Source organism: Pectobacterium sp. CFBP8739, from assembly GCF_013449375.1.
In the GTDB taxonomy this organism is placed as follows: domain Bacteria; phylum Pseudomonadota; class Gammaproteobacteria; order Enterobacterales; family Enterobacteriaceae; genus Pectobacterium.
The window spans coordinates 1-26,603 of sequence record NZ_JACDRR010000027.1; the positions used below are offsets into that span (position 1 = coordinate 1).

A 26,603-nucleotide genomic window follows, 5' to 3' on the forward strand; every position below is an offset into this window, starting at 1 on the left:
TATTTGGCGAAGTTATTTAGTTCTTGCTACCACATGTTCCCATTCTATAGATGCGAATTTAAAAGAGACACTTTCGTGAGGTTGAACCTCATTATGTGTTAATGAATTCGGATAATGGAATTGTATACCCGTGATAATTGCATCTCTCAGAACCATTTTAAAATACAGTTCGTTGCCACCGGATTGTGATGTTCTATAAAAAAGGAATTCGCAAGTTAATTTCTCGTTATTGCTTAGTGCCTGTGCAATAAGTGGAGTCGCTTTATCTATTGGTTTTCTTATTTCAACTGGATACAGTGAAACGTTATCTTGTCTTGTTATCTGGTTCATTAACTCATAAACAAAAATCTCGTCTTCATGGGAAACCTGATATTTATTGCCTATGGAATCTGCACTTGAACAACCCGCAGAGATCAGACCTTGTTTGATGCCAGTGAGTTTCAGATAGATCAAATTTGCCATTATTTATTCCTTAATATTATCCATAATCCTACCCCATAAATCCTTTTTCCTTATGGGATGGGTAATTTCTGCATTTTTTAGTCGATGAGTCAATAGTGGTTATCGTGCGATGTGTATGATTTTAAATGGTTGTTTGAGTTGTAATTATTGTGATAATTATTTAAATGGAATTTAATTCTGGAAGAAGAGAACAGTATCCCTTCACCGCCTATAAACGTAAGCCTTAAATTGCACACAAAATCCATTGGGGGTACTAGCTAAAATAGAACAGTTATTTACCCTTCAGAGTCAATAAAATATGCAATAGGTATTGCTCCTATTATCGCACCATAAAATCAATAGTTTATCTAGCATTCATGTAAATCACGTTCTCCACTTGTGCCACATTTGTGCCATTGCGTTCTAAAATCGCATCAAATTCTTCTAGTAGTGTGCTCACTCAAATGCTTCGCCGACTCATCACTCATTAATTTATTGATTAGTAAAAATAAAAATCCGTGGTGGAGAGGGGAACAGTGTTGTGAAAAATCTTTTTATTGGGTGCTCAGAGAATACTTTTCTCAAAAATATCGGCTAATGGCCGAGTATTGCCGTGGTATCCAGCCACATTAGCAGCTAACCATTCCTGAACGCCGATCTTTTCAAAAGAGACACCATAGCCACAATTGATAATTATATGCTCGAACAATAAACGCTGAGAACGTCCATTACCTTCCCGAAACGGATGAACCACATTTAAATCTGAATAATATTCAGCTAACTGAGTGATTAGGGCCGGACGCTCAAGGCCTTGTAAAAAATCATCATTGGAGAGCTGCATAAAGATTTTATTGGCTTCAATTTCAATCCGGGATACGGTGCAAAAACGTGTTTGCCCCTTAGAAATATCGATACGCCGTATTTCTCCTGCCCAATCGAATAAATCCCCGAATATTTTCCCGTGCAAATCACACCAATAATGTAGATCGTAGGGAGGCTCTTCAAATTCAATATCGAGAACGGCCAATTCGGATAGCTGACGTTCGGCATCATCGAATTGACTGTCATCGTTGATGCCGAGCTTATTTATCAGAACATCGCTATCGGGGTAGGTATAAGGATCTTGCCCTGAGCCGTATTTATCAGACATAACCACCCGCTTTATACATAGCAATCAGATTTTTTCTCAGCGCATCCCTTTCCTGCTTGTCAGCGGGAAGCGGAGTATCCTCAACGCTAAACCCTTCAAGACGCATACTGTCCCGATAGTTTTTGAGTTTCACCTGGTTGTAGTAATCACGCTTTTCTTCCAACGTCACCATGCGCGAGGATCGCGTTTTGTTTGGCAATGCTTTTGTGGTGATTTTACGATGTTGTTTGAATATCAACAGATCGGTATTTTTCAGTTTCTCGATTAGCCGTTCCCCGTCGCCAAACACGCCCCATGAGGCGATAGACAAGGCTTGCCGCTTGCCATTTTTTACTCGTGTAATGCTGATATCCATCGTTGACTGGAGCGTGTTTAACACGTCCTGTACTTTTCTTTCAGAGATACCTGTAGCGGTGACGATAGATTGCGTATTAGGAGAATCCTCTTGTACCAGAGCGGCGAGTACCGCCATTTCATAGCGCATGTGCTTTCACCTTTAATCCGCATATATATGCGATAAAGAGTACCACAATTGCAGCCTGGCAGTATCTTACCTGAATGGGTGATGAGTAACTCGTCGCCTGTTCACTCACTGTTACCACTTAACCAGCTAAAAATAAAGATAAAAAATGAAAGCTTAAAAGGGTGAACAGTTTTGTGAAAAGTCGTTTTATTGGTCGGTATTGTGCATATTACACAGCGAAGTTTTGCATTTGCTTTTTGGGACTCAAGCGCCGATGTGTATAAATGAAATTTTAATAACAAAAAATAATCAATAAAAACAATAATATGAATAGTCTGGCTAGACTCCTGTTGTTAAGTATCTTATTGATTTAATTAACATTAAATTCATTCAGAGTGAAATCGCGTAGCCTATCTTACATAGGGGCCCTACTACCTCGCTCAGAACGATTCTGACGCGTTTTTTTCGTAAATATTTCCTCTGAACGTCCTTTGGGCAAGATCAGTCAGGCAAACTGAATCGCCTTCGAGCATATTAAGCAGCACGGAGGAAGCCATGTGTGATAATAAAACTGATAGTTACGCCAGACGTTTTAAACAGGTCTTTGATTATATTGACTGTCATCTCGATGACACATTATCACTGGAAAAACTCAGTGAAGTCGCTCACTTCTCGCCATTTCATTTCCATCGTCAATTTTGTAGTTATTGTGGGATGCCACCTGGTCGTTACATCCAGATGATGCGTTTAAAACGCGCATCTTATCGGCTGGCTTTTAATCCGTTAGAGAAAATCACTGATATCGCGTTCGACGCCGGTTTTCAGCATGCTGAATCATTTAGTCGTGCTTTCAGGCAAATGTTCGGTCTATCACCGACGCAATTTCGCCAGCAGCCCCCTTGGGTAGATTGGCATAAACGCATATCCGAACCTTATAAACTCAGGAGACAAACAATGCAAGGCCAGGTCAAAATCATCAATTTTCCCGCGACACCAGTCGCAATGTTGACTCATTATGGACAACCGGAACTAATAAACGAAACTGCTGCTCGCTTTATTGAATGGCGAAAAAACACGGGGTATTCGCCTGTTACCAGCAGCCAGACATACGGTATTGCACCACATGATCCTACCTTAACACCGCAGGACGAATTTGAGTTCCATATTTGCGGAACAGTAACGTCAGCGATTGCGGAAGACAGTCGCTTCGGGGTGGTAAATAGTGTCATCCCTTCTGGTCGATGTGCGGTGTTGCGCCATCAAGGATCGCATGATGCGTTAACCGAGTTGGCTAAGGCTCTTTATCGCGACTGGTTGCCTGAGAGCGGAGAGGAACTGCGCGATTTCCCGCTTTTCTTCCATTACCACAACTTTGTGCATGAGGTAGCGGAACATGAATTGCTCACGGATATCTAATTGCCGTTGAAATAAACTGATTCAGCCTGTCATGTTCAGAGCCGCATCAGATGTGATACGCGCAGGGAAGCTCTCTGCGCGTTTTTTATTAAACGCCGTAGAAAATCATGGTGCAGAATTCGTGGTGCGCTCTAGCGGCTGGCGGAGCCAGATGAAGCTTTAACACGCTGCCACTTTCGGTATATGCGGTATCAGGTGGAAAAATTATCAACCAGAGGGGCGTGGACGTTTATGGCGACTTACCGACAAATTGTCGATGATGTTAAATCCTGGATGGGTAGAACAGTACAAACATGCTGGATCGCTTATGTTAAGTCATTGCATGGGCTAACCCGCCGCGTATCTCCGAACCGTATCAACACCGAAAGCCGGGTTTACCCTTGTCCCTATAATGGGTAGCGGAGATCGAGCAATCACTGAGAAATCTGGGTGAGCTTTCGCTTAGCCGCACCGCTTAACGTCGTTCTGTTTTGATCGCTCCATACCAGCCCCTCATCTCCCTCTCTATCACGCACAGAGAGGGCAGTATCACCTGAAATATTATCCTGCCGGATAGCCGCTATTTTTTAACCTGAAAACGACACTAAAAAGATCATTTCACTGCCATTTTTGGCAGTTTTTGTTATGAAATAACGCATTAAATACACCAATGGTTAATTGTGCTATTTGTGATATTTTTAATAGTATAAAAAACTAATAATTTTAATTAAAAAATCAATGATTGCTAAACTATCTAATATTTATTTCTTAACAGGGAAATAGTTCATTAAGGTAATTGGGTGATTTGTTCTGTCAAAAGTAAAAAATAGAGGGTAAATAGTTCCACTAAATTAAAATTAATGAGGTTTTTGTTATTGGTGATTTTTGTTAGTGTATTAAGTATTTCGTTTTTAACGAAATTAAAAGGCATGATATATATCCCTTTTCCGTTGATTGAAAATCAGCGATATATTATTTTTTCTTCTTCCTATTTTTACTTAAGTTTGTTTTAATTTGTTGTTTTTGATATGTTTTGTTTTTTAGTTGTTCTATTTAGTCGCTCTGCTATATAAGCGTTGACCGTGCATTTATGTTGTGTGTATGATCCAAAATCAAAATATAAATGTATTTAATTCCTGCTTGGTGTGACGCTTTCATGCCGATATAAATCGTAAAATTACGGTTTTATTATGGCTTTTTAATTCGGTTTTAATTTATTTTATCTCGCTGGTCGAAAAACAAATACGCTATACCCTAAATAATTCGAGTTTCAGGCAGGCGGCAAGAGAAGGAATCCCGATGAGCTTACTCAGGTAAGTGATTCGGGTGACTGAACGCAGCCAACGTACATGCAACTTGAAGTATGACGGGGATATTTGTTTGCCGAATTGCTGCCGTTTTTATGGATTACGGCGCGCTTTTGGTAGGAATCGACTTTACTTCTCCGGGCCCGAGAGCCCTTACGTTGGTATAGACACATGGCAAAAGGAACTGACGGTGCATCTGTCGCACCAAAGGAACGTATTAATATCAAATATGTTCCAGCCACGGGTGGTCAGCAGGCGGAAATAGAATTGCCGTTGACGCTGATGATCGTAGGAAATATGAAAGGGCGCACAGAGGAAACGCCGATCGAAGAGCGTCAGACCGTCTCGATCGATAAGAACAATTTTACCTCGGTGATGAAAGAAGCAGAGCTGGAATTGAATTTCAGTGTGCCAAACCGCCTTGAAGAAGAAAGCCAAGATGACCTGCCAGTGAAATTGAGCATCGGTGGTCTGAATGATTTCTCCCCTGACCGTATCGCCCAGCAGGTGCCTGAATTGCGTAAGTTGCTTGAGTTACGTGAGGCACTGGTCGCGCTGAAAGGCCCTCTCGGCAATATTCCCTCATTCCGTAATCGTTTGCAGGACCTGTTGTCCAGCGAAGAAGCCAGAGAGCAGCTTTTGAAAGAGCTCGATCTGGTAAAACCCGCCGAATAATTGACGAAATAGGGAAACGATATGTCAATAATTGAAGAACAGGCCCAGGCTGGGGCTGCCAGCGCCTCTGGATCGCTGCTTGATGACATCATGGCTCAGGCGCGTATCACCCCAGTTGATGAAGGCTACAGCGTGGCTAAACAGGGTATTGCCGCACTGGTCGCTAACATTCTGGATAGCGGTAATGCAGCAGAACCCGTGAATAAAGCGCTGGTCGATAGCATGATCGTCGAACTGGACAAAAAACTCAGCAAGCAGATTGACGTGATTCTGCATGCGAAAGAACTTCAGGAACTGGAGTCTTCCTGGCGTTCACTGAAACTGCTGGTCGATCGCACTGATTTCCGCGAAAACATCAAGCTGTTGGTGTTACATGCGACGAAAGAAGAGCTGTTGGAAGATTTCGAATTCGCCCCTGAAATCTCACAGTCTGGCTTCTATAAGCACGTCTATTCCAGCGGTTACGGCCAGTTCGGCGGCCAGCCGATTGGTGGCGTCATCGGTGACTATGCGATGACGCAAAGCTCACCGGACATCAAACTGATGCAGTACGTCAGCGCCGTTGGCGCGATGGCGCACGCGCCGTTCATCTCTTCCGTTGCGCCGACCTTCTTTGGCGTGGACAGCTTCACCGATTTACCTTCCATCAAAGATCTGAAATCCGTTTTCGAAGGCCCTGCCTACACGAAATGGCGTTCGCTGCGTGAATCTGAAGACGGTCGCTATCTGGGGCTGACAGCACCGCGCTTCCTGGCTCGCCTGCCTTATGACCCAGTAGAAAACCCGATTAAGGGCTTCAACTACAAGGAAGATATCAGCACCGATCACGAACACTATCTGTGGGGCAATACCGCCTATCTGATGGGAACGGCGCTGACGGACAGTTTCGCGAAATACCGCTGGTGTCCGAACATCATTGGCCCGCAGAGCGGCGGCGCGATTACTGACCTGCCGGTACACGTTTATGAAGCGATGGGTCAGCTTCAGGCCAAGATCCCGACGGAAGTGCTGATCACCGATCGCCGCGAATATGAAATGGCCGAAGAAGGCTTTATCACGCTGACGATGCGTAAAGATAGCGATAACGCGGCGTTCTTCTCGGCTAACTCAGTACAGAAGCCGAAGGTGTTCCCAAACACCAAAGAAGGTAAAGAAGCGGAAACCAACTACAAGCTGGGTACGCAACTGCCGTACATGTTCATCATCAACCGTCTGGCGCACTACATCAAAGTGCTACAGCGTGAACAGATTGGCTCATGGAAAGAGCGTCAGGATCTGGAGCGTGAGTTGAATACCTGGATTAAACAGTACATCGCCGATCAGGAAAACCCGCCGGCAGATGTTCGTAGCCGTCGTCCTCTGCGTGCCGCACAAATCAACGTGCTGGATGTGGAAGGAGAACCAGGTTGGTATCAGGTCTCCCTGTCTGTGCGCCCGCACTTCAAGTACATGGGGGCAAACTTTGAACTGTCGCTGGTAGGCCGTTTGGATAAGGAATAAGACTTATGCCGTCTCTTTCTGCCTGGGAAAGGGGAAACGCGGCAAGTCTGTTTGATCGTATCCGTGGGGAGGAGCGTCGCTCCTCCCCTGAAACGGAAGTTGAAGCACTGATCGAGTCCGTTAAGCGTCAACTGGACAATGTGCTCAACACCCGGCCCGGAAACTGTCGCAGCGCACCTGAGCTTGGCGTGATTGATTTTAATGACGCGACGCAGGGGGGGGCGGACATTCGCGGGAAAATCCGGGAGGCGATCCGGCAGTGTATCTGTCGCTTTGAACCGCGAATTGTGCATGTGGATGTCGACGCATCGGACTATTTATCGAATCCGATGGAGATGTCGTTTCAGGTTACCGCGCATGTCAGATTGGACGATCTGGAGCAGGTCACCTCTTTCAATATCCACATGGATAGCCACCGCCATTACAGAATGATCTGATTATGTCACTGGAACATTTTTTCAGGGATGAGCTGACCTACTTGCGCCTGCAAGGGCGTGAATTCGCCAAGGCGCACCCTGAGCTTACCCGATTTTTGTCAGAACAGACCACGGATCCAGACGTCGAGCGTCTGCTGGAAGGGTTCGCCTTTTTGACAGGGAGCCTGCGGGCGAAGATCGAGGATGAATTTCCGGAGCTGACACACGGTCTGCTGGGCATGCTGTGGCCTAATTACCTGCGCCCCGTACCGAGCATGACGATTATGCAGTTTTCGGTACATCCCGGCGCGATTGCCCAGCCTGCGTTTGTTGGGCGCGGCTGTGAGCTTGATAGCCTGCCGATGGATGATGTGGTCTGTCATTTTCAGACCTGTCACGATACTTGGATCTACCCAGCGGATATCCGTGAGATCAAAGTACAGAGCGGCAACGATCTTTCCACCATTACGCTGGATATTGGGCTGCATGGCCCGCTCTCGCTCAGTGATTTGCAGCTCGACAAGCTGCGCTTTTATCTGGGCGGTGATACCTATACGGCTTACGAACTCTATTTCTGGATTGCCAGCCAGCTGTCGCATATTGAGCTGGAAATTGACGGCCAACGCTTCCGTCAGGAAGCCAGCGTGTTGAAGACGGTTGGCTTTGAACGTGAAGACGCGCTATTGCCGTACCCCGGTAACGTTTACTCGGGCTATCGCATTTTGCAGGAATATTTCTGTTTTCCTGAAAGTTTCCTCTTTTTCCAACTTGCGGGCGCGGTATGGCCGGATCTGCCGCTGACGGTAACGGAATTCCGTCTGCATTTTTGTTTTGACCGCCCACTGCCGGCGGAGCTGAAGATTCGTCCTGATTCGTTCATGCTCAACTGCGTACCGGCGATTAACCTCTTCCAGCATGATAGCGAACCGATCAACCTCAGCGGTCGCCAGACGGATTACCCGCTGAAGGCCAGCTACCGCAACGCCGATAGCTTTGAAATCTTCTCTGTCGATAAGGTGGAAGGCTGGGTTGAAGGGAATTCCGGCCGTGCGCGAGGGATCCCACGGACGTATCAGCCTTTTGAGAGCTTTCAGCACCAAATCGAGCGTGCCAAGGGGCGGTTGGCGCTCTATTACCGCATTCGGGTAAAAGAAGCGGTGAACGGCAACGGCTTTGATCACATGCTTTCTTTTGTCCGTGGTGATGAGCAGGAGGTGATTGATTTGGATGAATCCATCTCGGTTACCCTGACCTGTACCAATCGCTCGCGTGCGGCACAGTTACCTGTCGGAGCGATCTGCGTGCCAACTGGGAATTCGCCGTCTTTCGCGACGTTTCGCAATCTGATGCGGCCAACGCGACCGCTGCGACCCGCGATGGATGGCAGCCTGCACTGGACGCTGATCTCCAACCTGTCCCTGAACTACGTGTCGCTGCTGCGGCGTGATGCGCTGGTGCAGATTCTGCGTACCTACGATTTCCCGTCGCTGCACGACAAGCAGGCCGAGCAGGCTTCGCGTAAGCGTCTGGCGGGTATCGAATCTATCGAAACCACCCCGATCGATCGTCTGGTTCAAGGGATGCCGGTACGCGGCTTGAAATCCATTCTGTCAGTACGGCAATCCGCGTTCTCCAGTGAAGGAGAGCTCTATCTGTTCAGTACGGTGCTGGCGCACTTCTTCTCGCTATACGCCAGCGTCAACGCTTTCCACCTGTTGGAAGTGGTCAACATCGATAACAAGGAGCGCTACCGATGGCCGGTACAGATAGGTCAACACTCAATGATGTGACGTTCCGTCAGGATGTCTCGCGCTTTAATTTTTTCCAGTTGGTGGAATTGCTTAACCAGTTGGAAGGCGTGGATCTGGAACAAGAGCTGGATTTCCGCCCGGAGCAGGAGCGCCTGCGCTTTCGCTCTACGGCCTCCATCGGGTTTCACCCCGGGGATATCTTACAGGTGGAATGCGATGACGAGGGCCGTCAGGAACTGGAGGTCGCGTTTCTGGGCCTGCACGGCAGCCAGTCCCCGATGCCCGGCTATTACCTTGAAGAGCTGGCCTGGGAATACGCGCAGGGCGAGCAGAAGCTGGGCGTGTTTCTCGATTTCTTTCATCACCGTTTACTGACGCTGCTGCACCGCGCCTGGCGCAAATACCGCTATCACGTCCGCTTTCAGAACGAAGGCGAAGATGGATTCTCCCGCCTGATGTTTGCGCTTGTGGGGTTAGGGAATGACGCCGTACGCGATAGCCTGCCCGTTAACCGCGCCAAAATGCTGTCCTACGCCGGGGTGCTCGCCAGCCCCAGCCGTTCGCCGGAGGTGGTCGCGGGGTTGGTTATTCACTGTTTTGATCTGGACGACGTGGCCGTGATGGCCTGGCAGCATCGCCGCGTCCCGATTCATGAAGGGCAGCAGAACCGTCTGGGCAAAGCCAACATGATGCTGGGCGGTGATTTTGTTATCGGTGACAAAGTGAATGACTGTGCCGGCAAGTTTTTGCTCAAGGTCGGCAATCTCAGCTTTAGCCGCTTTCTCAGCTTCTTGCCCAACGGCGAGCATTTTCAGCCGCTGGTGCGTTTTGTCTCTTTCATTCTTCGCGATCAGTTGGCCTGGGATCTGCGTCTGGGCTTCGCGGAAGGCGAAGCCAAGGGCTTAAGTCTGGGCAGTGAGCAAAGCAGCCGGTTGGGATGGAGCAGCTTTCTCGGGCAGCCGCCTGCGGATCCCTATGTGACGATTTGTGTGCAGGAGTAAATGTGAACGTAACCCATCCACTCACGTTGGTTGTGCTCAACAGTGAGCAGCTCGATATCAATTCCCAGGTGCAGCACCAGTTTGATCACCATGGCGGCACGCTGGGGGCATCGGAAAAAGATCAGTGGCAACTGCGGGATCGGCTGGGCGCTGTGGTGCCGGAACACGCACGCATCGACATGACCGATGGTTATTTCAGCCTGTGCGATCTGAGCGGTCAGTCTTTTATTAACGGATCGCTGTCGCCGATTGGGCGCGATCGCAAAGTCATTTTGTCGCACGGCGACGAACTGGTTATCGGGCCTTTCCGGCTGGGTGTTTACATCGGCGATCCCACCACGGAACAGGATATCGATCAGGTCTTAGGGCAGCGCACGGACGATGTACTGGGCGGCTGGCTAAGTGAAGATAAAAACAGGCGCGCCACGGATCTCGCCGATCCTTCCGTCACGTTGAACGACCCGCTGTTGGCGCTACAGCAAGAACAGAGCCAGCCGCTATTGCCATCAGGCAGTGAGACGGTCAGAGAATCGCTCACGACCTCTCTTTCTTCTTTTTCTTCTGCTGAGGACACCATGGATCAGAAATTTGTGGAATTACCGACCATCAACACACCGTATGCCGGAGAGGGGCTGGAGGGCTACAACGAGGGTATCTCATTGGCACCGTTGATGCGCGGGCTGGGGATGTCGCTTCAGCCGGGCGATGAGGCGCGGTTGCGTGAAATGCTGGAAGAGATGGGAAAAAGCCTGCGCGCGATGGTGGAAGGTCTGCTGGCCTTGCAGACGGAACAGGCGGCGATGGCGGACACGCATTTACGTCCGATTGAAGATAACCCATTGCGTCTGGGGCTGGGTTATGCGGATACGCTGTCGGTGCTGTTTGCCGAAGGGAAAAGCCCGGTGCATCTGTCTGCGCCTGCCGCGGTGGAAGAAGTGCTGAACAATGTGCGGGTGCATCACATCGCGAATCAGCAAGCGATTGCCATCGCGCTGGAAAATATTCTTCAGGCTTTCTCGCCTGCCGCGTTGCTCAACCGCTTTGAGCACTATCGCCGCAGTGGCGAGCAACTGGCGGCGGATGACGGCTGGGCATGGCAGATGTATCAGCACTACTACCGTGAATTAACGTCCCCGCGCCAGCAGGGCTTCCAGAAGTTGTTCCATCAGGTGTATGCGCAGGCATATGACCGCGCCGTGCGGCAGCAGCAGGAGCAAAAATAATGCGGCGAGCACTGTGCTTATGTTCCCTGATGTTGCTGCTGTCGGGGTGTACCACGCTGGGCAAGATGGCGCAGGTGGCGGCGAATCCGGATATCCAGGTCGGTAGCAACAACCACCAGCCTTCTACCGTGGGTTTTAGCCTGCTGGCGGAACCGGACGTTAACCCGAATGACAGCGGTGAAGCGGCACCTATCGAATTCCAACTAGTGCTGCTGGCGGAAGATTCACGTCTGCTCGCCACTGATTACGATCAGGTTACGACGGATATCGAAAAGGCATTAGCCAAAAATTATATCGATCACCAGGACTACACGTTGCTGCCGGGGCAATTCAAATACCTGCCGCCTGAGGCGCTGGATGAAAAGGTGCATTACCTCGGTGTGATCGCGCGCTATGCGGATTCGGAAAGCTCGGAATGGCGCAAAGTCATCAAGCTAAAAAATACTGGGCAAACGTATCAGATCCTCGTGCACCTGCGCCGGGATGAAGTCGAAATCAAAAAAGACCAAGAAGAAGAATAACTATGTCGAGTCGCAATCGCATTATCTGGCGGGAAGGCCTGTTCATTAAACCGCAGCATTTTCAACAACAGCAAAGGCACACCGATTACGCGCTGCATGCGCGGCTCAGCGCCCTCAGTGACTATTTCTATGGTTTGCAGTCGCTGGCGATTAATGAGGAATACCTCAATTTTGGCCGTATTGCGCTGGTGAATGCCAGCGGCGTAATGCCCGACGGCACCGTGTTCAATATTCCGGGGGATGACGCGCTGCCGCTGCCGCTGGAGATTACCGACGTCGCGCTGGCAAACCAGAAAGTGTATCTGGCGCTGCCGCTGGCGGTAAATGGTGTCAGTGAGGTCGGTCAGCTGGGGCAGGGGATCGCCAGCCGTCTGCAATCGCATCGGCATGATGTGCGCGATCTGCACAGTGACGGCGGCGATATCGTTTCTCTGGAGGTCGGTAAGGTCAGCCTGCGCCTGATGCTTGATCGTGACGATCGCAGCGCCTATGCCTCGCTGGCGATTGCCAACATTCTCGATAAACGCCCTGACGGCGGGTTGATTCTGGATCCTAACTTCATGCCGTGCAGCATCAGCGTCACGGCAATCCCCACCTTAAAACGCTTTTTGGGCGAATCCGCTGGGCTGGTGGCGGAACGTGCGCGCAGTCTGGCGCAGCGTATTGCCGCACCGGGACAGCAAGGTGTCGCAGACGTAGCCGAATTTATGATGCTGCAACTGCTTAACCGCGCGCAGCCCAAACTGTCGCATCTGGCGCGCCTGGGCACGTTACACCCTGAACGCCTGCACGAAACGCTGGTTGAGCTGTGCGGTGAACTAATGACGTTTACCGATGAATCGCGCCTGCCACCGGAATTCCCCGCCTATCGTCACGAACATCAGCAGGCCAGCTTTGAGCCGCTGATGATGGCGCTGCGTCAGGCATTGAGCACCGTGCTGTCGCCGCGTGCGGTTTCTATCCAACTGAAGAAACAGCCATATGGCGTGATGGTGGCGATGGTCGGCGATGCGGAATTGATGACCAGCGCCGAGTTTGTGCTGGCGGTGCGCGCACGTATGCCGCAGGAGCACCTGCGTAAACAGCTGCTGCAACAAACGAAGATCGCTTCCAGCGAGAAGATCCGCGAACTGATCAGCCTGCAACTGCCGGGCATCCCGCTGTTGCCCTTGCCGGTGGCACCGCGCCAGCTGCCGTATCACGCGGGTTACAGCTATTTCCAGTTGGATAGACAAAGCCCCGCTTGGCAGACGTTGGTATCGGGCAACACGTTGGCATTCCACATTGCAGGCGAATTCCCAGAACTGGATATGCAGCTTTGGGCCATCCGTGGCCAGTAGTCAGGAGAGGAAGCGATGAGCACTGAGGTGATTAAGAACGATCATATGGGCGACCTACTTTTTGAACACGCCCGACAGATGGATATGGACTCCGACTACTGGTTCCGCCTGCGCGGGCAAAGCATTAATCCGATGATTGATGCGGTTACGCCGCTATTGGGCATGGTGGAACGGGTGCGCCAGCTCTCTGCCTATGACGGCGTGGAAGATCTGTATCAGCGCGTGGTATCCGAGATTCAGGCTATCGAGCAGGAGTTACATTCTCATGGCTACGAAAACGGCGTGATTTTGTCATTCCGCTACATCCTCTGCACCTTCATTGATGAAGCGGTGATGGGGCGGGAGTGGGGTGGGCAGAGCATGTGGTCGGCGCATTCCCTGCTGACCCGTTTTCACAATGAGACCTGGGGGGGCGAAAAGGTGTTTGTCCTGTTGGAGAAGCTGTTGGACGACCCCACCCGCTACCGCGACATTCTGGAGTTTATCTACCTCTGTCTCTGCCTGGGTTTTGAAGGGCGCTATCGGGTGATGACGCAGGGACGTGAGGAGCTCAATCGCATCGTGAACAAGCTCCACGACACCCTGCGCCCTGAGCCGGCGAATTCCCCGACGGTCTTCCACCTGAATCTGGGCCAGCAGGCCTCGCGCTACCACCTGCGTAGACAGGTGTCATTGCGCACGCTGTTCATTGGCGTGTGCGTGGTCTTGGTGGGCGCTTTCGGCCTGTACCGCTACCAGCTAACTCATCAAACCCAGGACGTACTGCGTCAGCTGGGAGAATTATTACAATAACAGGAGCTACACCGTGATTCGAATTGAACTGCCGACACTGGTTGAACGACTCAACCCCGTGTGCCGTCATATGCTGGAAGAAGCGGCGGCACTCTGTATTCAGCATCAGGGGGCGGAAATCCGTATTGAGCACCTGTTGATGAAAATGCTGGAAACGCCGCTGTGCGATGTGCGCCAGATCCTCAAGCGTGCGGGCGTGGATGCGGATGAGCTGTCTTCGTTGCTTGCGCCTTCCTCCGTGGATAAAGAATTTGATGCGGGCTACCCGTCATTCTCCCCTCTGCTGGTGGAGTGGTTACAGGATAGCTGGCTGCTGGCCTCGGCTGAATTCCAACATTCACGCCTGCGTAGCGGCATCTTGCTGCTGGTTCTGCTGCTGACGCCAAATCGCTATGTGGCAGGCGCAATAGCTCGCCCGCTGGCGCAGATTAACCGTGAACTGTTACGCCAGCAGTTTGATGAGTGGGTGAAAGACTCCGTTGAAACGGAAGTGGCTGTGCAGTCCGCGACGGCGGAACAGGCTGTCGCCGCGAGCACACAACTGTCCCGCTATACCCAAAACGTGACGGAATCCGCCCGGCAGGGGCAACTGGATCCGGTGCTATGCCGCGACCATGAAATCGATCTGATGATCGACATTCTCTCTCGCCGCCGTAAAAACAACCCGATTGTGGTCGGGGAAGCGGGCGTGGGTAAAAGCGCGCTGATCGAAGGATTGGCGCTGCGCATCGTGGCCGGTGCCGTACCGGAAAGATTACGCGATGTTGAGTTGCTCACGCTTGATTTGGGAGCGATGCAGGCAGGCGCCTCGGTGAAAGGCGAATTTGAGAAACGTTTCAAAGGTGTAATGCAGGAAGTGAAAGATGCCCCGCGTCCTATCATCCTGTTCATCGATGAAGCGCATACGCTCATCGGCGCCGGTAATCAGGCCGGTGGGCTGGATGTTTCCAACCTGCTCAAGCCTGCGCTGGCGCGTGGGGAACTGCGCACCATCGCGGCCACGACCTGGAGCGAATACAAAAAATACGTCGAGAAGGATGCCGCGCTTTCCCGCCGTTTCCAGCTCGTCAAAGTCGGTGAACCGAATGCGGAAGACGCTACGGTTATTCTGCGTGGGCTGCGCGGTATCTATGAAAAAGCACACGGTGTACTGATTGATGAAGATGCGCTTCAGGCGGCGGCACAACTGTCGGCGCGCTACATTTCTGGCCGTCAACTGCCTGATAAAGCGATTGACGTACTGGATACCGCTAGCGCGCGCGTCGCGATTAACCTGACGACGCCCCCGCGTGCGGTCAGCCAGCTGCAAACCCGCCTGCACCAGCAGGAGATGGAAATTACCCAGCTTGAGCGTCAGGCGCGTATCGGTTTGGGTAATACCGAAGAACGATTAGCTGAACTGCGTGACGCTCGCGAAGCTGGCGCGGCACAGCTGGAACAGCTGGAAGCCGATTGGCAGCAGCAGAAAACACAGGTTCAGCGCGTGATTGAACTGCGCACGGCGCTGCTGGATGACGAGCAGGCTATCGACTTTGATGCGGTGTCAGCCGCGGCGGAGCTGGCGGCCTGCGAACAGGCGCTGGAAGCGTTGCAACAGTCCTCGGTACTGGTTTCTCCTCACGTTGATAAAACCCAGATTGCGGCCGTTATTGCCGAGTGGACGGGCGTGCCGCTCAACCGCATCTCACAGGGTGAAATGGATGTCGTCACGCGCCTGCCTGAATTCCTCGGTGAATCGATTAAAGGACAGAAACTGGCGATTGCCCACCTGCATAAACACCTGCTGACCGCGCGGGCGGATCTGCGTCGTCCAGGGCGTCCGCTGGGGGCTTTCCTGCTGGTGGGGCCAAGCGGCGTGGGTAAAACGGAAACTGTGGTGCAGATTGCCGACCTGATGTTTGGCGGACGTAACTATCTCACCACCATCAATATGTCGGAATATCAGGAAAAACATACGGTTTCACGCCTGATCGGTTCACCGCCGGGCTATGTCGGGTTTGGTGAAGGCGGCGTCTTGACCGAAGCCATCCGCCAGAAACCCTATTCCGTGGTGTTGTTGGACGAAGTGGAAAAGGCGCACCCAGACGTTCTGAACCTGTTCTATCAGGCGTTTGATAAAGGTGAGCTTGCTGATGGCGAAGGCCGAGTGATCGACTGCCGTAATGTGGTGTTCTTCCTGACGTCCAATCTCGGGTTCCAGACGATTGTGAACTACGCCGAGCAGTCGGATGTGTTGCTGGATGCGCTTTACCCTGAGCTAGCAGCTTTCTTCAAACCCGCACTCCTAGCGCGTATGGAAGTCATCCCTTACTTGCCGCTGGCGCATAACACCATGGTGGCGATCGTACAGGGCAAATTGTCGCGTCTGACGTCTCTGTTGCAACAGCGCTTTGGCGCGGAAGTCATTATTGAGGACGAGGTGCCGGAAGAGATTCTGCGGTTGGCTAATCGCAGCGAAAACGGCGCGCGTATGCTCGAATCGGTGATTGATGGCGCCTTGCTGCCACCTGTTTCGCTACAGTTGCTGCAACGTCTGTCTGCAGGTGAGCCTGTCAGCCGTATTCATTTCCGCGTCGAAGCCGGCCAGTTCCAGACTGAGGTAGAGGGCTGAGTATGCAACATGCCCTCGAACTGGCGCTTGCACTCACTCGGCAGCATGACGAGGCCGGTCTGTGCGATTGGCTGCTGGAGACCATACAGACCGCCTGGCAGCCCCAAGGGATGCTGCTGGGGATGGTGGATGTCAGCGGCAGACAGTTAACCTGTCAGGGGCAAGTGCATGACACGCCGGTGGCGCTGAGTCTGGGGGTGGATGACTTTAGCCACCCGCTGGCTTATGCGCTGCATAAGAATCAGGCGCGCACCTGGGATTCTCTCTATGGCGGTGCCCGCATTGAGCACCGTGAATTCCGGCAGATGCTGGTTTCTGTCGGGACGAACAGCGGGCTACATGCGCTGCCGCTGTTGTCGGAGAGCGGTAAACCGCTGGCAGTGCTGGCGCTGCTGGATACGCCGACGCGCCTGCAAACGCTGCATCAGCGCGGCGAGTGCGAGCGGCTGGCGCAGGTGTTTTGCCGTCAGCTTATGTTGCTGCGTGAGCTGGCGCATACCCAGCGGGAGCAGGTCGCGCTGAGAGATTCACTCCGCCAGATTAAGGATGAAGGGCAGAGCCGTCGCGAGCAGGAAACGCGGGTGGAAGCGACGCTGATTGGCCGATCTATCGTCATTAAAGAGCTGCATCAGCAGATTTATCAGGCGGCAAAACACCGTCTTTCGGTGCTGATTCAGGGCGAAACCGGTTCAGGGAAAGATGTAGTCGCGCGTCTGCTACATCAGTGTTCCGAACGCGCCGACAAGCCCTTTATTGCCATCAACTGCGCGGCGATCCCGGAAAATTTGATTGAAAGCGAGCTATTTGGCTACCAGAAAGGCGCGTTTTCCGGCGCACAAAACAACAAGATTGGTCTGGTCGAGCAGGCTAACGGCGGAACCCTGTTTTTGGATGAAGTCGGCGATATGCCGCAGTCCATGCAGGCCAAGCTGTTACGGGTGTTGGAGACGCACAGTTTCCGCCCTCTGGGCGCGGAGAAAGAAGTGCATTCCGATTTCCGCCTGATTGCCGCGACCCATCAGCCGCTGGAACAGCAGGTGTCTGACGGCGTATTTCGGCAAGATCTCTATCATCGCCTTTGTCAGTGTCTGTTGCAGGTCGCCCCGCTGCGCGAGCGGCCGGATGATATTCACCTGCTGTGCGAACACTTCATCGGCCAATTTTCAGGTAAACAGCAAAAGCACGTTGGGCCGTTGAACCGAGTTTTCCTGCGTCAACTGGTGGGGTATGACTTTCCCGGTAACGTGCGGGAACTGCGCAACCTGCTGGAAGTTGCCTGCGCGCATACGCCGGACGGTGAGGCGCTGTCTCTGGCCTCACTACCGCCGGAGCTGCGCGAACGGCTGACGAACAGCACGGCTGAGGAACAGGATCGCTATCAGCACATCCACGATTTGCGTATTGCCACACAGCGGTATGAAGCGGCTGTCATTGAGGCACGCCTGCGCCAGTTTCAGGGCAACCGCCTGCTGGTGGCCGATAGCCTCAATATTCCTAAACGCACCCTCGACCACAAATGCCAGAAGCTGGAGGTAAATTGATGTTTCTGACGATGGCACCCCTATTGTTGGCAACCGCTGCGACGCCCGATCCCGCCTGGCAGTCGTTATGGGAGCAGTGCCGCAATGAGACGGCTGCTGAGCTCCGGTTGGCCTGTTATGACGCGCTGGGGCGGGAAGCGGAACGCAGCGGCACGCTGTCCCCACAGCGTGATAACGCCGCGGCGAGCGGAACGTTTCAACTGGGACGTGAAGCAGACAGCGGCGATATGACGCTCACCCGCGTGCTGGCTGATGGCAATACACTGGTGATTAGCTGCGCCAGCAATATTACGCACTTGCGCTTAACCCTCAGCGAACCCTGGGCAGGTGAGTCCGTCACATCCCAGCTTGATGGCGTAACGGTGTCCGACAGCTGGTTTATCCGTAACCGCGGGCTGCTGCTGGAATCGGGACGCGGCCTGCCCGCGATTGATGCGTTAAAGCGTTGGATTGGGCATCGCGAACTGGTGCTTAACGGCGCAGACGGTCACACGCTGCGTATCGAACTCGCCGGGCTGAGCGACGCATTAGCGCCGCTGCGTCAGCAGTGTCACTGGTAAAGGAGGCGTTCATGCATGCACATCCCTGGTGTAAACGCCTGCAAACCGCATTGCCGGATGAAATGTTGCGCGCGGCGGTATTGGCTGACGACCCGCTGTGGGAAAAGGTTGAGACGGAGCTGGTCAAGCTGGGGTCGCTGGCGCATAACCAGGTCGATCTCAACGCGGTGGCGGGTTACTGCCTGACGCTGCTGGAAAGTAAAACCAAAGACATGCGGGTGCTGGTGCAGCTACTGCGCTGCTTGCAGCACCCAGCTAAAGCAACCCCATTTTCTACTGCGCTGATGCTGCTGGACAGCTGGCTGGAGAGTTATTGGGCGATTGCTTGGCCTGCCAGTCCGGTTCAGAAACAGAAGTTGATGATCCAGATTGTTCGGCGTTTTGAGAGCGCGCTGCCCCGTATTGCAGAAAGTGCATCCAGCGCAGAGCTGGAGCAATTACAGCAGTTGACGGAGCAGGTGGCGACCCGCTGGGGCGAACTGGCCAGTGAAAAAGCGGCGCTGATGGATGAACTGGTGCAGGGCGTTAAGCGTGCCAGACAGCGACAGCAGGCGCAGGAGCAGGCGAATCAGACGGCGAAGCCGGCGCCGGCAGCCAGCAGCAGTGGAGGTGCGGGCGGGAGTGAAACCAGCGCCAGCGCGGCCTCGACGCCAGCGAGTTCGGTGGAGATTAATTCATCCGACGAGCGCGGTTGGCGGCAAACTCAACTGAACGTCGCGGCGCTGCTGGTTGAACGCCATCCCGATTCATCGATTGGCTATCGTCTGCGCCGTCACGCTATCTGGTCCGGTATTACCACGCCGCCGATGTCATCTAAAGGAAATAAAACCCAGTTGGCACCCGTCTCGTTAGATCGCGTGGATGAATATCAAAGTGCACTGGCGCAGGCTGATTTGGCGCTGTGGGAACGCATAGAACAAAGTCTGGTTCTCGCACCTTACTGGTTTGATGGCCACATGTTGTCCGCCTCGGTGGCGTCACGATTGGGTCATACCGCTGTCGCGACGGCGATTGCCGAGGAGCTTTCGGCATTTCTTCAGCGTGTGCCGGAGCTGCGTGAACTGACGTTCAGCGATGGCGCGCCCTTTTTAACGGGGAAGTGCAGCCAGTGGTTGCAATCCAGCCAGTCCGTGCGTGGTGGGGGCGGAGCGCGGCAGGACGATTTGGCGACGGAGGCGGCGGCCTGTCGGGATGAAAAAGGGATCGGGGCGGCGATGCAGTTATTGGATGAACGCATGCGTCGCCTGAAAGAACCACGTGACCGTTTTTATGCCGAGTTGGTATTGGCGGATTTACTCGCCGAAGAAGGAATGAAGTCACTGGCAGCACAGCACTATCAGCACATGTGGCAGGAAAGCCAACAATTGGGCCTGATGCAATGGGAACCGGGACTGGTCAGCCGCGTCGAGCGGTTGGCGGCATCCCGCAAAAAATAAGACATTCGGAGTGAATGGTCACTTATGTTTAACACAATCATAACCTTTCTACGCAAGCAGTTGCCTAAACTGAAACCCTCTTGGCTGCTTTTGGGGGCGCTACTGTGGGTCGTGGTGTTGGTTCTGGCCTGGTGGCTGGGGCCGCGTTTGACGGTGGGCGACTCACGCCCATTGCAGGGAATCTGGGGCCGCGTAGTGTTCACACTGGTCTGGCTATGGCTCGCGTTCAGTTATAGCGCTTGGCTCGTCTGGCGTCGCGTGCAGCAGATGCGTGCGGAGCGCCAAGTGCAAGAGGTGACTAAGCAGGATCCGTTGCAGGTGTATGTCGATAAACAGCAGACATTTCTCGATCGCTGGCTGGACGCATTTCAGACCCAACTGGGCAAAAGAGCGCTGTATGCGATGCCCTGGTATCTGACGATTGGCCAGGCTGGTAGCGGGAAAAGTAGCCTGATCCATCGCGCCAATCCGGCAAACAAAATGAACCCGAAATTGGATGCAGAGCTGCGAGATGTGGCGTCAGACCAAGAGGTTAGCTGTTGGGTTGGGGAATCGGCGGTGATTTGGGACCCCAGCGGAAAGCTACTGGCACAGCCGGTGCCGGAGGGCGATTCGCTCGGACAGCGCCATGCTCGACTGTGGCAACACCTGCTACAGTGGCTGAGTGAAAACCGCCGCCGCCAGCCGCTCAACGGTCTGGTGCTCACGCTGGATATTTCCTGGCTGGCACAGGCTGGCGTCGCGGATCGCAAAACCTATGCGCAGGTGATGCGTGCTCGGTTACAGGACATTTCCGTCAACATCAATACGCGCTTACCCGTGTATGTCGCGCTGACTCGGCTGGATATGCTGAGCGGCTTCGATAGGGTTTATCGCCAGTTGAATCGAGAGGCGCGTCAGGCAGTATTAGGGGTAACGTTTACCCCGCAGGCCAGCAACGGTAAAGGCTGGCTGGAGGAACTGGATCGCTTCTGGGATGAATGGATCACACACCTGAATGATAACCTGCCAGACATGCTGCTGACGCAATCCGACAGAAGCGTGCGCAACTCGCTGTTTTCGTTTGTGCGCCAACTGGCCGGCATGAAAGACTACGTGATGGACGTGCTGACGGAAATGCTCGCGACAGGTGAAGATCGCGCCTTCCTGATTCGTGGTGTCTACGTCAGTTCTGTCTATCAACAAGGGGTGCCGTTCGATGCCTTTGCACAGTCGGCTTCCCGACGTTATCAACTGCCCGTGCCGATTAACCCAGCGCTGCGCGGCGAATCCAATACATTCTTTGTGCAGCGTCTCTTCCCTGACGTTATCTTCCCTGAGGCCAGTCTGGCAGGGGAAAACCGGCTGCATAGCCTCTATCGCCGACGTCGGCTGAGTATCGGTGTGGGCTGCATGCTGCTTGCCAGTCTGGCGCTGATTGGCGGCTGGCACCATTTCTATCGGGTCAATGAAGAGGCCGGGCGTAACGTACTGACGAAAGCGCAGGCGTTTATCGGCACCAATGAGCTGGAAGGGCAGCCGGGCTACGGCTATCAGCAGTTGCCGCGTCTGAATTTGATTCGCGATGCGACCTTATCCTTTGGTAATTACCACGAACGTACGCCGCTACTGGCCGACCTTGGCCTGTATCAGGGCGGTAAAATTGGGCCTTATGTTGAAGGCACCTATCTGCAAATGCTGAACCAGCGCTTTTTACCGGCGGTGATGCAAGGGCTGCTGGAAGATTTGAATCAGGCGCCTGCCAATAGCGAGCAAAAGCTGACGATTCTGCGCGTGATGCGGATGCTGGATGATGCGTCAGGACGCAATAAAACGCTGGTCGAACAGTTTATGGCGCAGCGTTGGCAGAAGGCATTTCCTGGGCAGGGCAATGTACAGGAACAGCTGATGCAGCATCTGGATTACGCCCTTGAGCACACCGACTGGCACAAGGCGCGTGAGGAGAAAGATGCGGTAGCGATCAGCACCTTTGCGCCCTTTAATCAGCCGATCACGCTGGCTCAGCAGGAACTGAGCAAGCTGCCGATGTATCAGCGCGTTTATCAGAGTCTGGTCATGAAGGCGACTCAAGTGCTGCCACCGGATTTAGCGATCCGTGATGAGGTCGGGCCGACCTTTGATCCGGTGTTTTCCCTGCGTAATGACAAGGCGGGAAGTGTGCCACGGTTGCTGACGTATCCCGGTTTTAGTGATTATTACCTCAAACAGGACAAGGCGCTGTTAGAGCTGACGGCACTGGACGCCTGGGTGCTGGGGCAGCGCGAACGTGCGCAGTTCAGCGAGGCGGATCGACGGGAAATTCTGCGTCAGGTGAATGACCGCTACATTACGGATTACATCAACCAGTGGCAGAAAGTGTTGGCGAATATTGATGTGCAGACGCTCGATACGCCGGAACAGGCGCTCGACATTCTCACGGATATTACCGGCAACGATCAGCCCTTCCAGCGCGTGCTGACGACGGTCAGTGATAACACCCGCATTCGTAAGCTGGCCGATGACGATAACGACACGGCGCAGAACATCAACACGCGGATTGGTCGTCCGTTTATGACCATCAACGCGGCGCTGAGCGGACGCGGTGAGCAGGGGCCGCTGGTGCAGGAGGTCAATCAGAAATTGACCGATCTCTATCACTATCTCGATCAGATCGTTAACGCCACCGATCCGGGGCAGGCAGCATTGAAAGCCGTACAGGCGCGGCAGGGAAATAAATTTGCCGATCCGGTGTTTGCCTTACAGCAATATGCCCGCAGCCTTCCTGCGCCGCTGGACCGCTGGGTGGGACAATTAGCCGGAGAGAGCGCCAGTCTGGTGACTGGGCTGGCGATGTCGTCGTTGAATCAGGAGTGGTTGGATAAAGTGGTTACGCCATTCAATGAGAAGCTGGCAGGTCGTTACCCCTTCGACCCGTCGTCGAACAAGGATGTGCCACTGTCGGAAATGGAAATGTTCTTCATGGCAGGCGGTACGTTGGACAGCTTCTATCAAACTAACCTCAAGGCGATGATGGAAAGCGGCATGTTGGAAGAAGGCATGGCGTCGCCGTTGCAGGCTGAACTGGTGAAACAGCTTGAACGCGCCACTCGCATCCGCCAGACCCTGTTTAATGCGCAGGGCAGCCTGGAAGTGCATTTCGTTCTGGAGCCGCTGGAACTGACGGCGAACAAGCGCCGCAGCGTGCTCAATCTGGACGGACAACTGCTGGAATACAGCCATGGTCGTCGCCAGAAAACGCCGCTGGTGTGGCCAAACAGTATGCGCGACGGGGCTGAAAGTAAGCTGACGCTGGTGCCGGACGATCGTGAGCGTTCACCGCGTAGCCTGAGCTTTAGCGGGCCGTGGGCGATGTTCCGCTTAATCAATAGCGATCAACTGACTCAGGTGAATGAGAACACCTTCGATGTGCGCTTCTCGCTGGAAAACGGCGCGATGACGTATCGCGTGTATACCGATGCCAGCCATAACCCGTTTGCCGGTGGTCTGTTCAGCCAGTTCACGCTGCCTGACTCGCTTTATTAATTTAACTCTCGGGAGCCTATCTGGGCTCCCTATTGCTGGATGATGTGATATGCAAGATGCACAACAGGCCCTGAAAGTCGGCCGCGATCCACGGATGCTGCCGGAGTTTGACGCACTTCGGGCGGAAATTAACAAGTTGAGCCACGCGTCTCGCCCTGATGTGGACTGGATGCTGGTGCACGATATGGCCACCACCATCTTTGAAAAGCAGGGCGTGGATCTCCAGACCGCGATCTACTTTACGCTGGCACGTTCGCGGCTGGCGGGCTTGACGGGATTTACGGAAAGCTGTGAGTTTCTGGCGAACCTGATCGTAACGCAGTGGGATAACTTCTGGCCGCCGGTGCATCAGGAACGGGCGCGCATCGAGATGCTGGACTGGTTTATTGCCCGCATCAGCGAAGTGGTGCGGCAGTACGCCATCAGCCATGAACACAAGCGGCTGGTTTATCGTTGTGAACGCGCGCTACAACTGATGAGTGAAAAGCTGCATAACTCAGGTTTGAGCCGCATCCCTCGCGTCGAGAATCTACTGCACTTTGTCGAAGGCTACACCCATCTGTTTGATGAAACCGAGATTGTCATTGTGTCGGACGATCAGGAACTGAAAAAGCAGGATATGCAGATTCCACCCATGGTGTTTTTTCATTCAGACATGGAGCCCGGCGCGACGGTGCAAAGCAGTGGTTCATCAGGCTCGGGTCAGGCTCCATTGCCCGCGGGCAGTATTCTCATCGGACGGGAGAAAGGGCAAATGAAACCCACGGTATTGAAGATTGAGGCGCATAAAAAGCAGAAGCCAGCCTGGTTTTGGTTTGTCTCTGGGTTGTTGACCTGTGCATTGCCCGTGGTGGCGATGATGGGCTGGCAGTATTGGCAGGATCAGAAAGCCGATGCGCTGGCGTTACTGCAACAGCCAGCTTACGCGTTGCCCGCCGCCCCCGATCATAATGATATTCGCCGGGTGCGTATCGTTCTGGGCGAACAGAAACTGCAAGGGATGGAAGGCGAGCTGATCAACCGCTATCAGGCACAGCTGGAACAGGTGAAAAACGCCTCGCCATTCTACCTGTACCAATACGGCAACGGCTTGAAAAACGTGATGCAGCAACTCTACCCCGATTCGCTGGCGGTGAAGGAGATGGAACGCCAATGGCAGATTGCGCTCGAACGCCAGCAGGGCGATGAGCCGAAAACGCTGGGTTACGAACAGGCGCGTGCCAGAGTCAACGATACCTTGCAACAACTGCTGGAACTGGAACGGCAGCGCCGGACAGTGACGATCTCCTACCTGAAATCAAAGCTCTACGACATGCAAAAAGACCTGATGTCGGATGTTCCTTTCGGGATACGGCTGCGGGAGCTTGAGGCGCGTAAAATCAAGAGCCAGCCGCTGACGCCAGCGGAGTTACGTGCGATGGAAGACGAACTGCGCGCCTTCAATATTCGCCTGTACCGTTTGCAGCAGGGTAATTCCGCCAGCTGATTATCGTGAAGGGAAAAACGCTGAGCACATGATGAAATACAAAAAATTATTGATAGCCCTCTCGGCTTGCTGGTTGGCGTCATGTCAGGCGCCAGTTACATCGCTGCCTGAAACGGAACTGGTGGCGTCAGCGAACCGGGGAAACGGGGAAGCGCAATATCATTTGGCAAAGACGCTCGCCGCGCGCTCGCAGTATACCGAGGCGATGCAGTGGATGCAGAAGGCATCTGGCCTGTCTGAACTGCCGGGCAGTCAAGAAATGCGCGCAGCCGCCGCGCTTCAGGTCGGCGACTGGTATCAGGCTGGGCTGGGGGCGCCAAAGAACAGCCCGTCAGCCCGCCAGTGGTGGACAACGTCCTCGCGTTTGGGAAATGGTGAAGCAGGGCATCGCCTCGGCATGGACTGTCAGGTTCAGCATCAGGGAAAACTGGTCGCGGCCTGTCTGAGTGCGTTTGAATCTTCTGCGGCGAACGGTTATCCCCCTGCACAGTTGATTGTCGCCCAGTGGCACGCGACGCATACGGGCGGTGAAAAAGAAGCCGTATCGTGGTTGCTAAAAGCAGCGGAACTCGGCAATCGGGATGCGCAGTACCAGCTGGCGCAGCGCTATGAACAGGGTAACGGTGTGGTGATTCGTCGCGATCTGGCCGAACGCTGGTATTTCCGCGCAGCGACACTGGGGCAGGCGCAGGCGCAGCTGTGGATGGCGCGGCACGAAGACGGCGAGAATGCGTTGAACTGGTATCAAAAATCCGCGTCATCAGGCGATGCGCAAGCACAGCTTTGGCTGGGCAAGGCATACCGCGAAGGTAAGCGCTTACCTTGGGATGAGCAAAAAGCGCGTTATTGGCTGGAGCGTGCCGCCTCTGGCGGATCGGGCGAGGCAGATTATTTGCTCAGCCAGAGCCAGACAACCCATGAAAAACGTGAACAGTATCTGGTTCAGGCATCCTCTGCGGGCTATATCCGGGCGCAGCGGGAATTGGGTGAGCGCTTATTTACAGCGAACGAATTCGCGCGTGCGCGTGAAGAATATGCCAAAGCGGCATCGGCAGGAGACACCGAATCCCAACTAGCCTATGGCGAGATGCTGCGGCTGGGACAAGGTGGCAAAGAGGATTATGTTGAGGCGATGAAACAGTACCGTCTGGCTGCCAATGACGGTAACCGCATGGCGCAGTACCGTATGGGGATGATGCGCCAGGATGGGTTAGGCGCATCCCGCAACCGTATTCATGCTTACGCCTGGTATGCCATGGCGGCGACGGAGGGGATGCCCGAAGCCATTCATGCGCGCAACGATCTGGAGGCGACAATGCAGCCGGATGAAATTAAAGCCGGGCAGCGGCTGGCGATGCACTGGTCATCAGGGAAAACCGAGTAATTGGCGTCCGGTTGTGAGTCGGTGCTCACTTTCTGATAGGCAAGCGCTGAGAGTAAAACGTTAAAGCAGAGGCGTGCGGTAGCCATGG

The 26,603-nt window shown here is 53.5% G+C and carries 20 protein-coding genes; 17 read left to right on the forward strand and 3 right to left on the reverse strand.

What is annotated here, in order from left to right; translation table 11 throughout:
* Positions 1-12: 12 nt before the first annotated feature.
* From H0247_RS17365 to H0247_RS17375, 3 genes are all read right to left on the reverse strand, one after another.
* Positions 13-462, reverse strand: a complete 450-nt coding sequence (locus H0247_RS17365) for an Hcp family type VI secretion system effector (protein WP_180743658.1) — start codon at positions 460-462, stop codon at positions 13-15.
* 544 nt (positions 463-1,006) lie between these two features.
* Positions 1,007-1,591, reverse strand: coding sequence for a putative adenosine monophosphate-protein transferase Fic (locus H0247_RS17370; RefSeq protein WP_180743659.1), 585 nt, complete (start codon positions 1,589-1,591; stop codon positions 1,007-1,009).
* Positions 1,584-2,075 (reverse strand): YhfG family protein, encoded by a 492-nt coding sequence (locus H0247_RS17375; protein ID WP_161529686.1) that lies wholly within the window; start codon positions 2,073-2,075, stop codon positions 1,584-1,586. The genes H0247_RS17370 and H0247_RS17375 overlap by 8 nt, the downstream gene beginning before the upstream one ends.
* 534 nt (positions 2,076-2,609) lie before the next feature.
* Here H0247_RS17375 and H0247_RS17380 point away from each other — a divergent pair.
* The 17 genes from H0247_RS17380 to H0247_RS17460 all read left to right on the forward strand — a co-directional run bounded on the left by H0247_RS17380 (position 2,610) and on the right by H0247_RS17460 (position 26,515).
* A complete protein-coding gene (locus tag H0247_RS17380) occupies positions 2,610-3,470 on the forward strand; it encodes a GyrI-like domain-containing protein (protein ID WP_180743660.1) in 861 nt (286 codons plus the stop codon).
* A 1,457-nt stretch (positions 3,471-4,927) separates the two neighbouring features.
* A complete protein-coding gene (tssB, locus tag H0247_RS17385; RefSeq protein WP_180743661.1) occupies positions 4,928-5,431 on the forward strand; it encodes a type VI secretion system contractile sheath small subunit in 504 nt (167 codons plus the stop codon).
* Between the two features lie 21 nt (positions 5,432-5,452).
* Positions 5,453-6,931 (forward strand): type VI secretion system contractile sheath large subunit, encoded by a 1,479-nt coding sequence (tssC, locus tag H0247_RS17390; RefSeq protein ID WP_180743662.1) that lies wholly within the window; start codon positions 5,453-5,455, stop codon positions 6,929-6,931.
* A gap of 5 nt (positions 6,932-6,936) precedes the next feature.
* Positions 6,937-7,368, forward strand: coding sequence for a type VI secretion system baseplate subunit TssE (gene tssE, locus H0247_RS17395; protein WP_180743663.1), 432 nt, complete (start codon positions 6,937-6,939; stop codon positions 7,366-7,368).
* A 2-nt stretch (positions 7,369-7,370) separates the two neighbouring features.
* Positions 7,371-9,137, forward strand: a complete 1,767-nt coding sequence (gene tssF / locus H0247_RS17400) for a type VI secretion system baseplate subunit TssF (protein WP_180743664.1) — start codon at positions 7,371-7,373, stop codon at positions 9,135-9,137.
* A complete protein-coding gene (gene tssG, locus H0247_RS17405; RefSeq protein ID WP_180743665.1) occupies positions 9,101-10,099 on the forward strand; it encodes a type VI secretion system baseplate subunit TssG in 999 nt (332 codons plus the stop codon). Before tssF ends, tssG begins: the two co-directional genes overlap by 37 nt.
* Positions 10,100-10,101: 2 nt before the next feature.
* Entirely contained in the window at positions 10,102-11,322 is a 1,221-nt protein-coding gene (gene tagH / locus H0247_RS17410; RefSeq protein ID WP_180743666.1) for a type VI secretion system-associated FHA domain protein TagH, read from the forward strand.
* A complete protein-coding gene (gene tssJ / locus H0247_RS17415; RefSeq protein WP_180743667.1) occupies positions 11,322-11,843 on the forward strand; it encodes a type VI secretion system lipoprotein TssJ in 522 nt (173 codons plus the stop codon). The genes tagH and tssJ overlap by 1 nt, the downstream gene beginning before the upstream one ends.
* A gap of 2 nt (positions 11,844-11,845) precedes the next feature.
* Positions 11,846-13,183 (forward strand): type VI secretion system baseplate subunit TssK, encoded by a 1,338-nt coding sequence (gene tssK / locus H0247_RS17420; protein ID WP_180743668.1) that lies wholly within the window; start codon positions 11,846-11,848, stop codon positions 13,181-13,183.
* Between the two features lie 15 nt (positions 13,184-13,198).
* On the forward strand, positions 13,199-13,975 hold the full coding sequence (gene icmH / locus H0247_RS17425) for a type IVB secretion system protein IcmH/DotU (RefSeq protein ID WP_180743669.1): 777 nt from the start codon (positions 13,199-13,201) through the stop codon (positions 13,973-13,975).
* A 13-nt stretch (positions 13,976-13,988) separates the two neighbouring features.
* Positions 13,989-16,586: a type VI secretion system ATPase TssH gene (gene tssH, locus H0247_RS17430; RefSeq protein WP_180743670.1), complete on the forward strand. Its 2,598-nt coding sequence runs from the start codon at positions 13,989-13,991 to the stop codon at positions 16,584-16,586.
* 2 nt (positions 16,587-16,588) lie between these two features.
* Positions 16,589-18,127 (forward strand): sigma-54-dependent Fis family transcriptional regulator, encoded by a 1,539-nt coding sequence (locus H0247_RS17435; protein WP_180743671.1) that lies wholly within the window; start codon positions 16,589-16,591, stop codon positions 18,125-18,127.
* Positions 18,127-18,687 (forward strand): type VI secretion system-associated protein VasI, encoded by a 561-nt coding sequence (vasI, locus tag H0247_RS17440; protein ID WP_180743672.1) that lies wholly within the window; start codon positions 18,127-18,129, stop codon positions 18,685-18,687. The genes H0247_RS17435 and vasI overlap by 1 nt, the downstream gene beginning before the upstream one ends.
* Before the next feature lie 11 nt (positions 18,688-18,698).
* Positions 18,699-20,123, forward strand: coding sequence for a type VI secretion system protein TssA (gene tssA, locus H0247_RS17445; protein ID WP_180743673.1), 1,425 nt, complete (start codon positions 18,699-18,701; stop codon positions 20,121-20,123).
* Between the two features lie 24 nt (positions 20,124-20,147).
* Positions 20,148-23,645 (forward strand): type VI secretion system membrane subunit TssM, encoded by a 3,498-nt coding sequence (tssM, locus tag H0247_RS17450; protein ID WP_180743674.1) that lies wholly within the window; start codon positions 20,148-20,150, stop codon positions 23,643-23,645.
* 49 nt (positions 23,646-23,694) lie between these two features.
* The gene (locus H0247_RS17455; RefSeq protein ID WP_180743675.1) at positions 23,695-25,131 is read left to right on the forward strand and encodes a VasL domain-containing protein; all 1,437 of its coding nucleotides are present in this window, start codon (positions 23,695-23,697) and stop codon (positions 25,129-25,131) included.
* 28 nt (positions 25,132-25,159) lie between these two features.
* On the forward strand, positions 25,160-26,515 hold the full coding sequence (locus tag H0247_RS17460; RefSeq protein ID WP_180743676.1) for a tetratricopeptide repeat protein: 1,356 nt from the start codon (positions 25,160-25,162) through the stop codon (positions 26,513-26,515).
* Positions 26,516-26,603 lie beyond the last annotated feature (88 nt).

Excerpts from the sequence above, each read along its gene's own strand:
- H0247_RS17365 (WP_180743658.1), bottom strand. The coding sequence starts at position 462 with ATGGCAAATTTGATCTATCTGAAACTCACTGGCATCAAACAAGGTCTG.
- H0247_RS17370 (WP_180743659.1), bottom strand. The coding sequence starts at position 1,591 with ATGTCTGATAAATACGGCTCAGGGCAAGATCCTTATACCTACCCCGAT.
- H0247_RS17375 (WP_161529686.1), bottom strand. The coding sequence starts at position 2,075 with ATGCGCTATGAAATGGCGGTACTCGCCGCTCTGGTACAAGAGGATTCT.
- H0247_RS17380 (WP_180743660.1), top strand. The coding sequence starts at position 2,610 with ATGTGTGATAATAAAACTGATAGTTACGCCAGACGTTTTAAACAGGTC.
- tssB (WP_180743661.1), top strand. The coding sequence starts at position 4,928 with ATGGCAAAAGGAACTGACGGTGCATCTGTCGCACCAAAGGAACGTATT.
- tssC (WP_180743662.1), top strand. The coding sequence starts at position 5,453 with ATGTCAATAATTGAAGAACAGGCCCAGGCTGGGGCTGCCAGCGCCTCT.
- tssE (WP_180743663.1), top strand. The coding sequence starts at position 6,937 with ATGCCGTCTCTTTCTGCCTGGGAAAGGGGAAACGCGGCAAGTCTGTTT.
- tssF (WP_180743664.1), top strand. The coding sequence starts at position 7,371 with ATGTCACTGGAACATTTTTTCAGGGATGAGCTGACCTACTTGCGCCTG.
- tssG (WP_180743665.1), top strand. The coding sequence starts at position 9,101 with ATGGCCGGTACAGATAGGTCAACACTCAATGATGTGACGTTCCGTCAG.
- tssJ (WP_180743667.1), top strand. The coding sequence starts at position 11,322 with ATGCGGCGAGCACTGTGCTTATGTTCCCTGATGTTGCTGCTGTCGGGG.
- tssK (WP_180743668.1), top strand. The coding sequence starts at position 11,846 with ATGTCGAGTCGCAATCGCATTATCTGGCGGGAAGGCCTGTTCATTAAA.
- icmH (WP_180743669.1), top strand. The coding sequence starts at position 13,199 with ATGAGCACTGAGGTGATTAAGAACGATCATATGGGCGACCTACTTTTT.
- H0247_RS17435 (WP_180743671.1), top strand. The coding sequence starts at position 16,589 with ATGCAACATGCCCTCGAACTGGCGCTTGCACTCACTCGGCAGCATGAC.
- vasI (WP_180743672.1), top strand. The coding sequence starts at position 18,127 with ATGTTTCTGACGATGGCACCCCTATTGTTGGCAACCGCTGCGACGCCC.
- tssA (WP_180743673.1), top strand. The coding sequence starts at position 18,699 with ATGCATGCACATCCCTGGTGTAAACGCCTGCAAACCGCATTGCCGGAT.
- tssM (WP_180743674.1), top strand. The coding sequence starts at position 20,148 with ATGTTTAACACAATCATAACCTTTCTACGCAAGCAGTTGCCTAAACTG.
- H0247_RS17455 (WP_180743675.1), top strand. The coding sequence starts at position 23,695 with ATGCAAGATGCACAACAGGCCCTGAAAGTCGGCCGCGATCCACGGATG.
- H0247_RS17460 (WP_180743676.1), top strand. The coding sequence starts at position 25,160 with ATGATGAAATACAAAAAATTATTGATAGCCCTCTCGGCTTGCTGGTTG.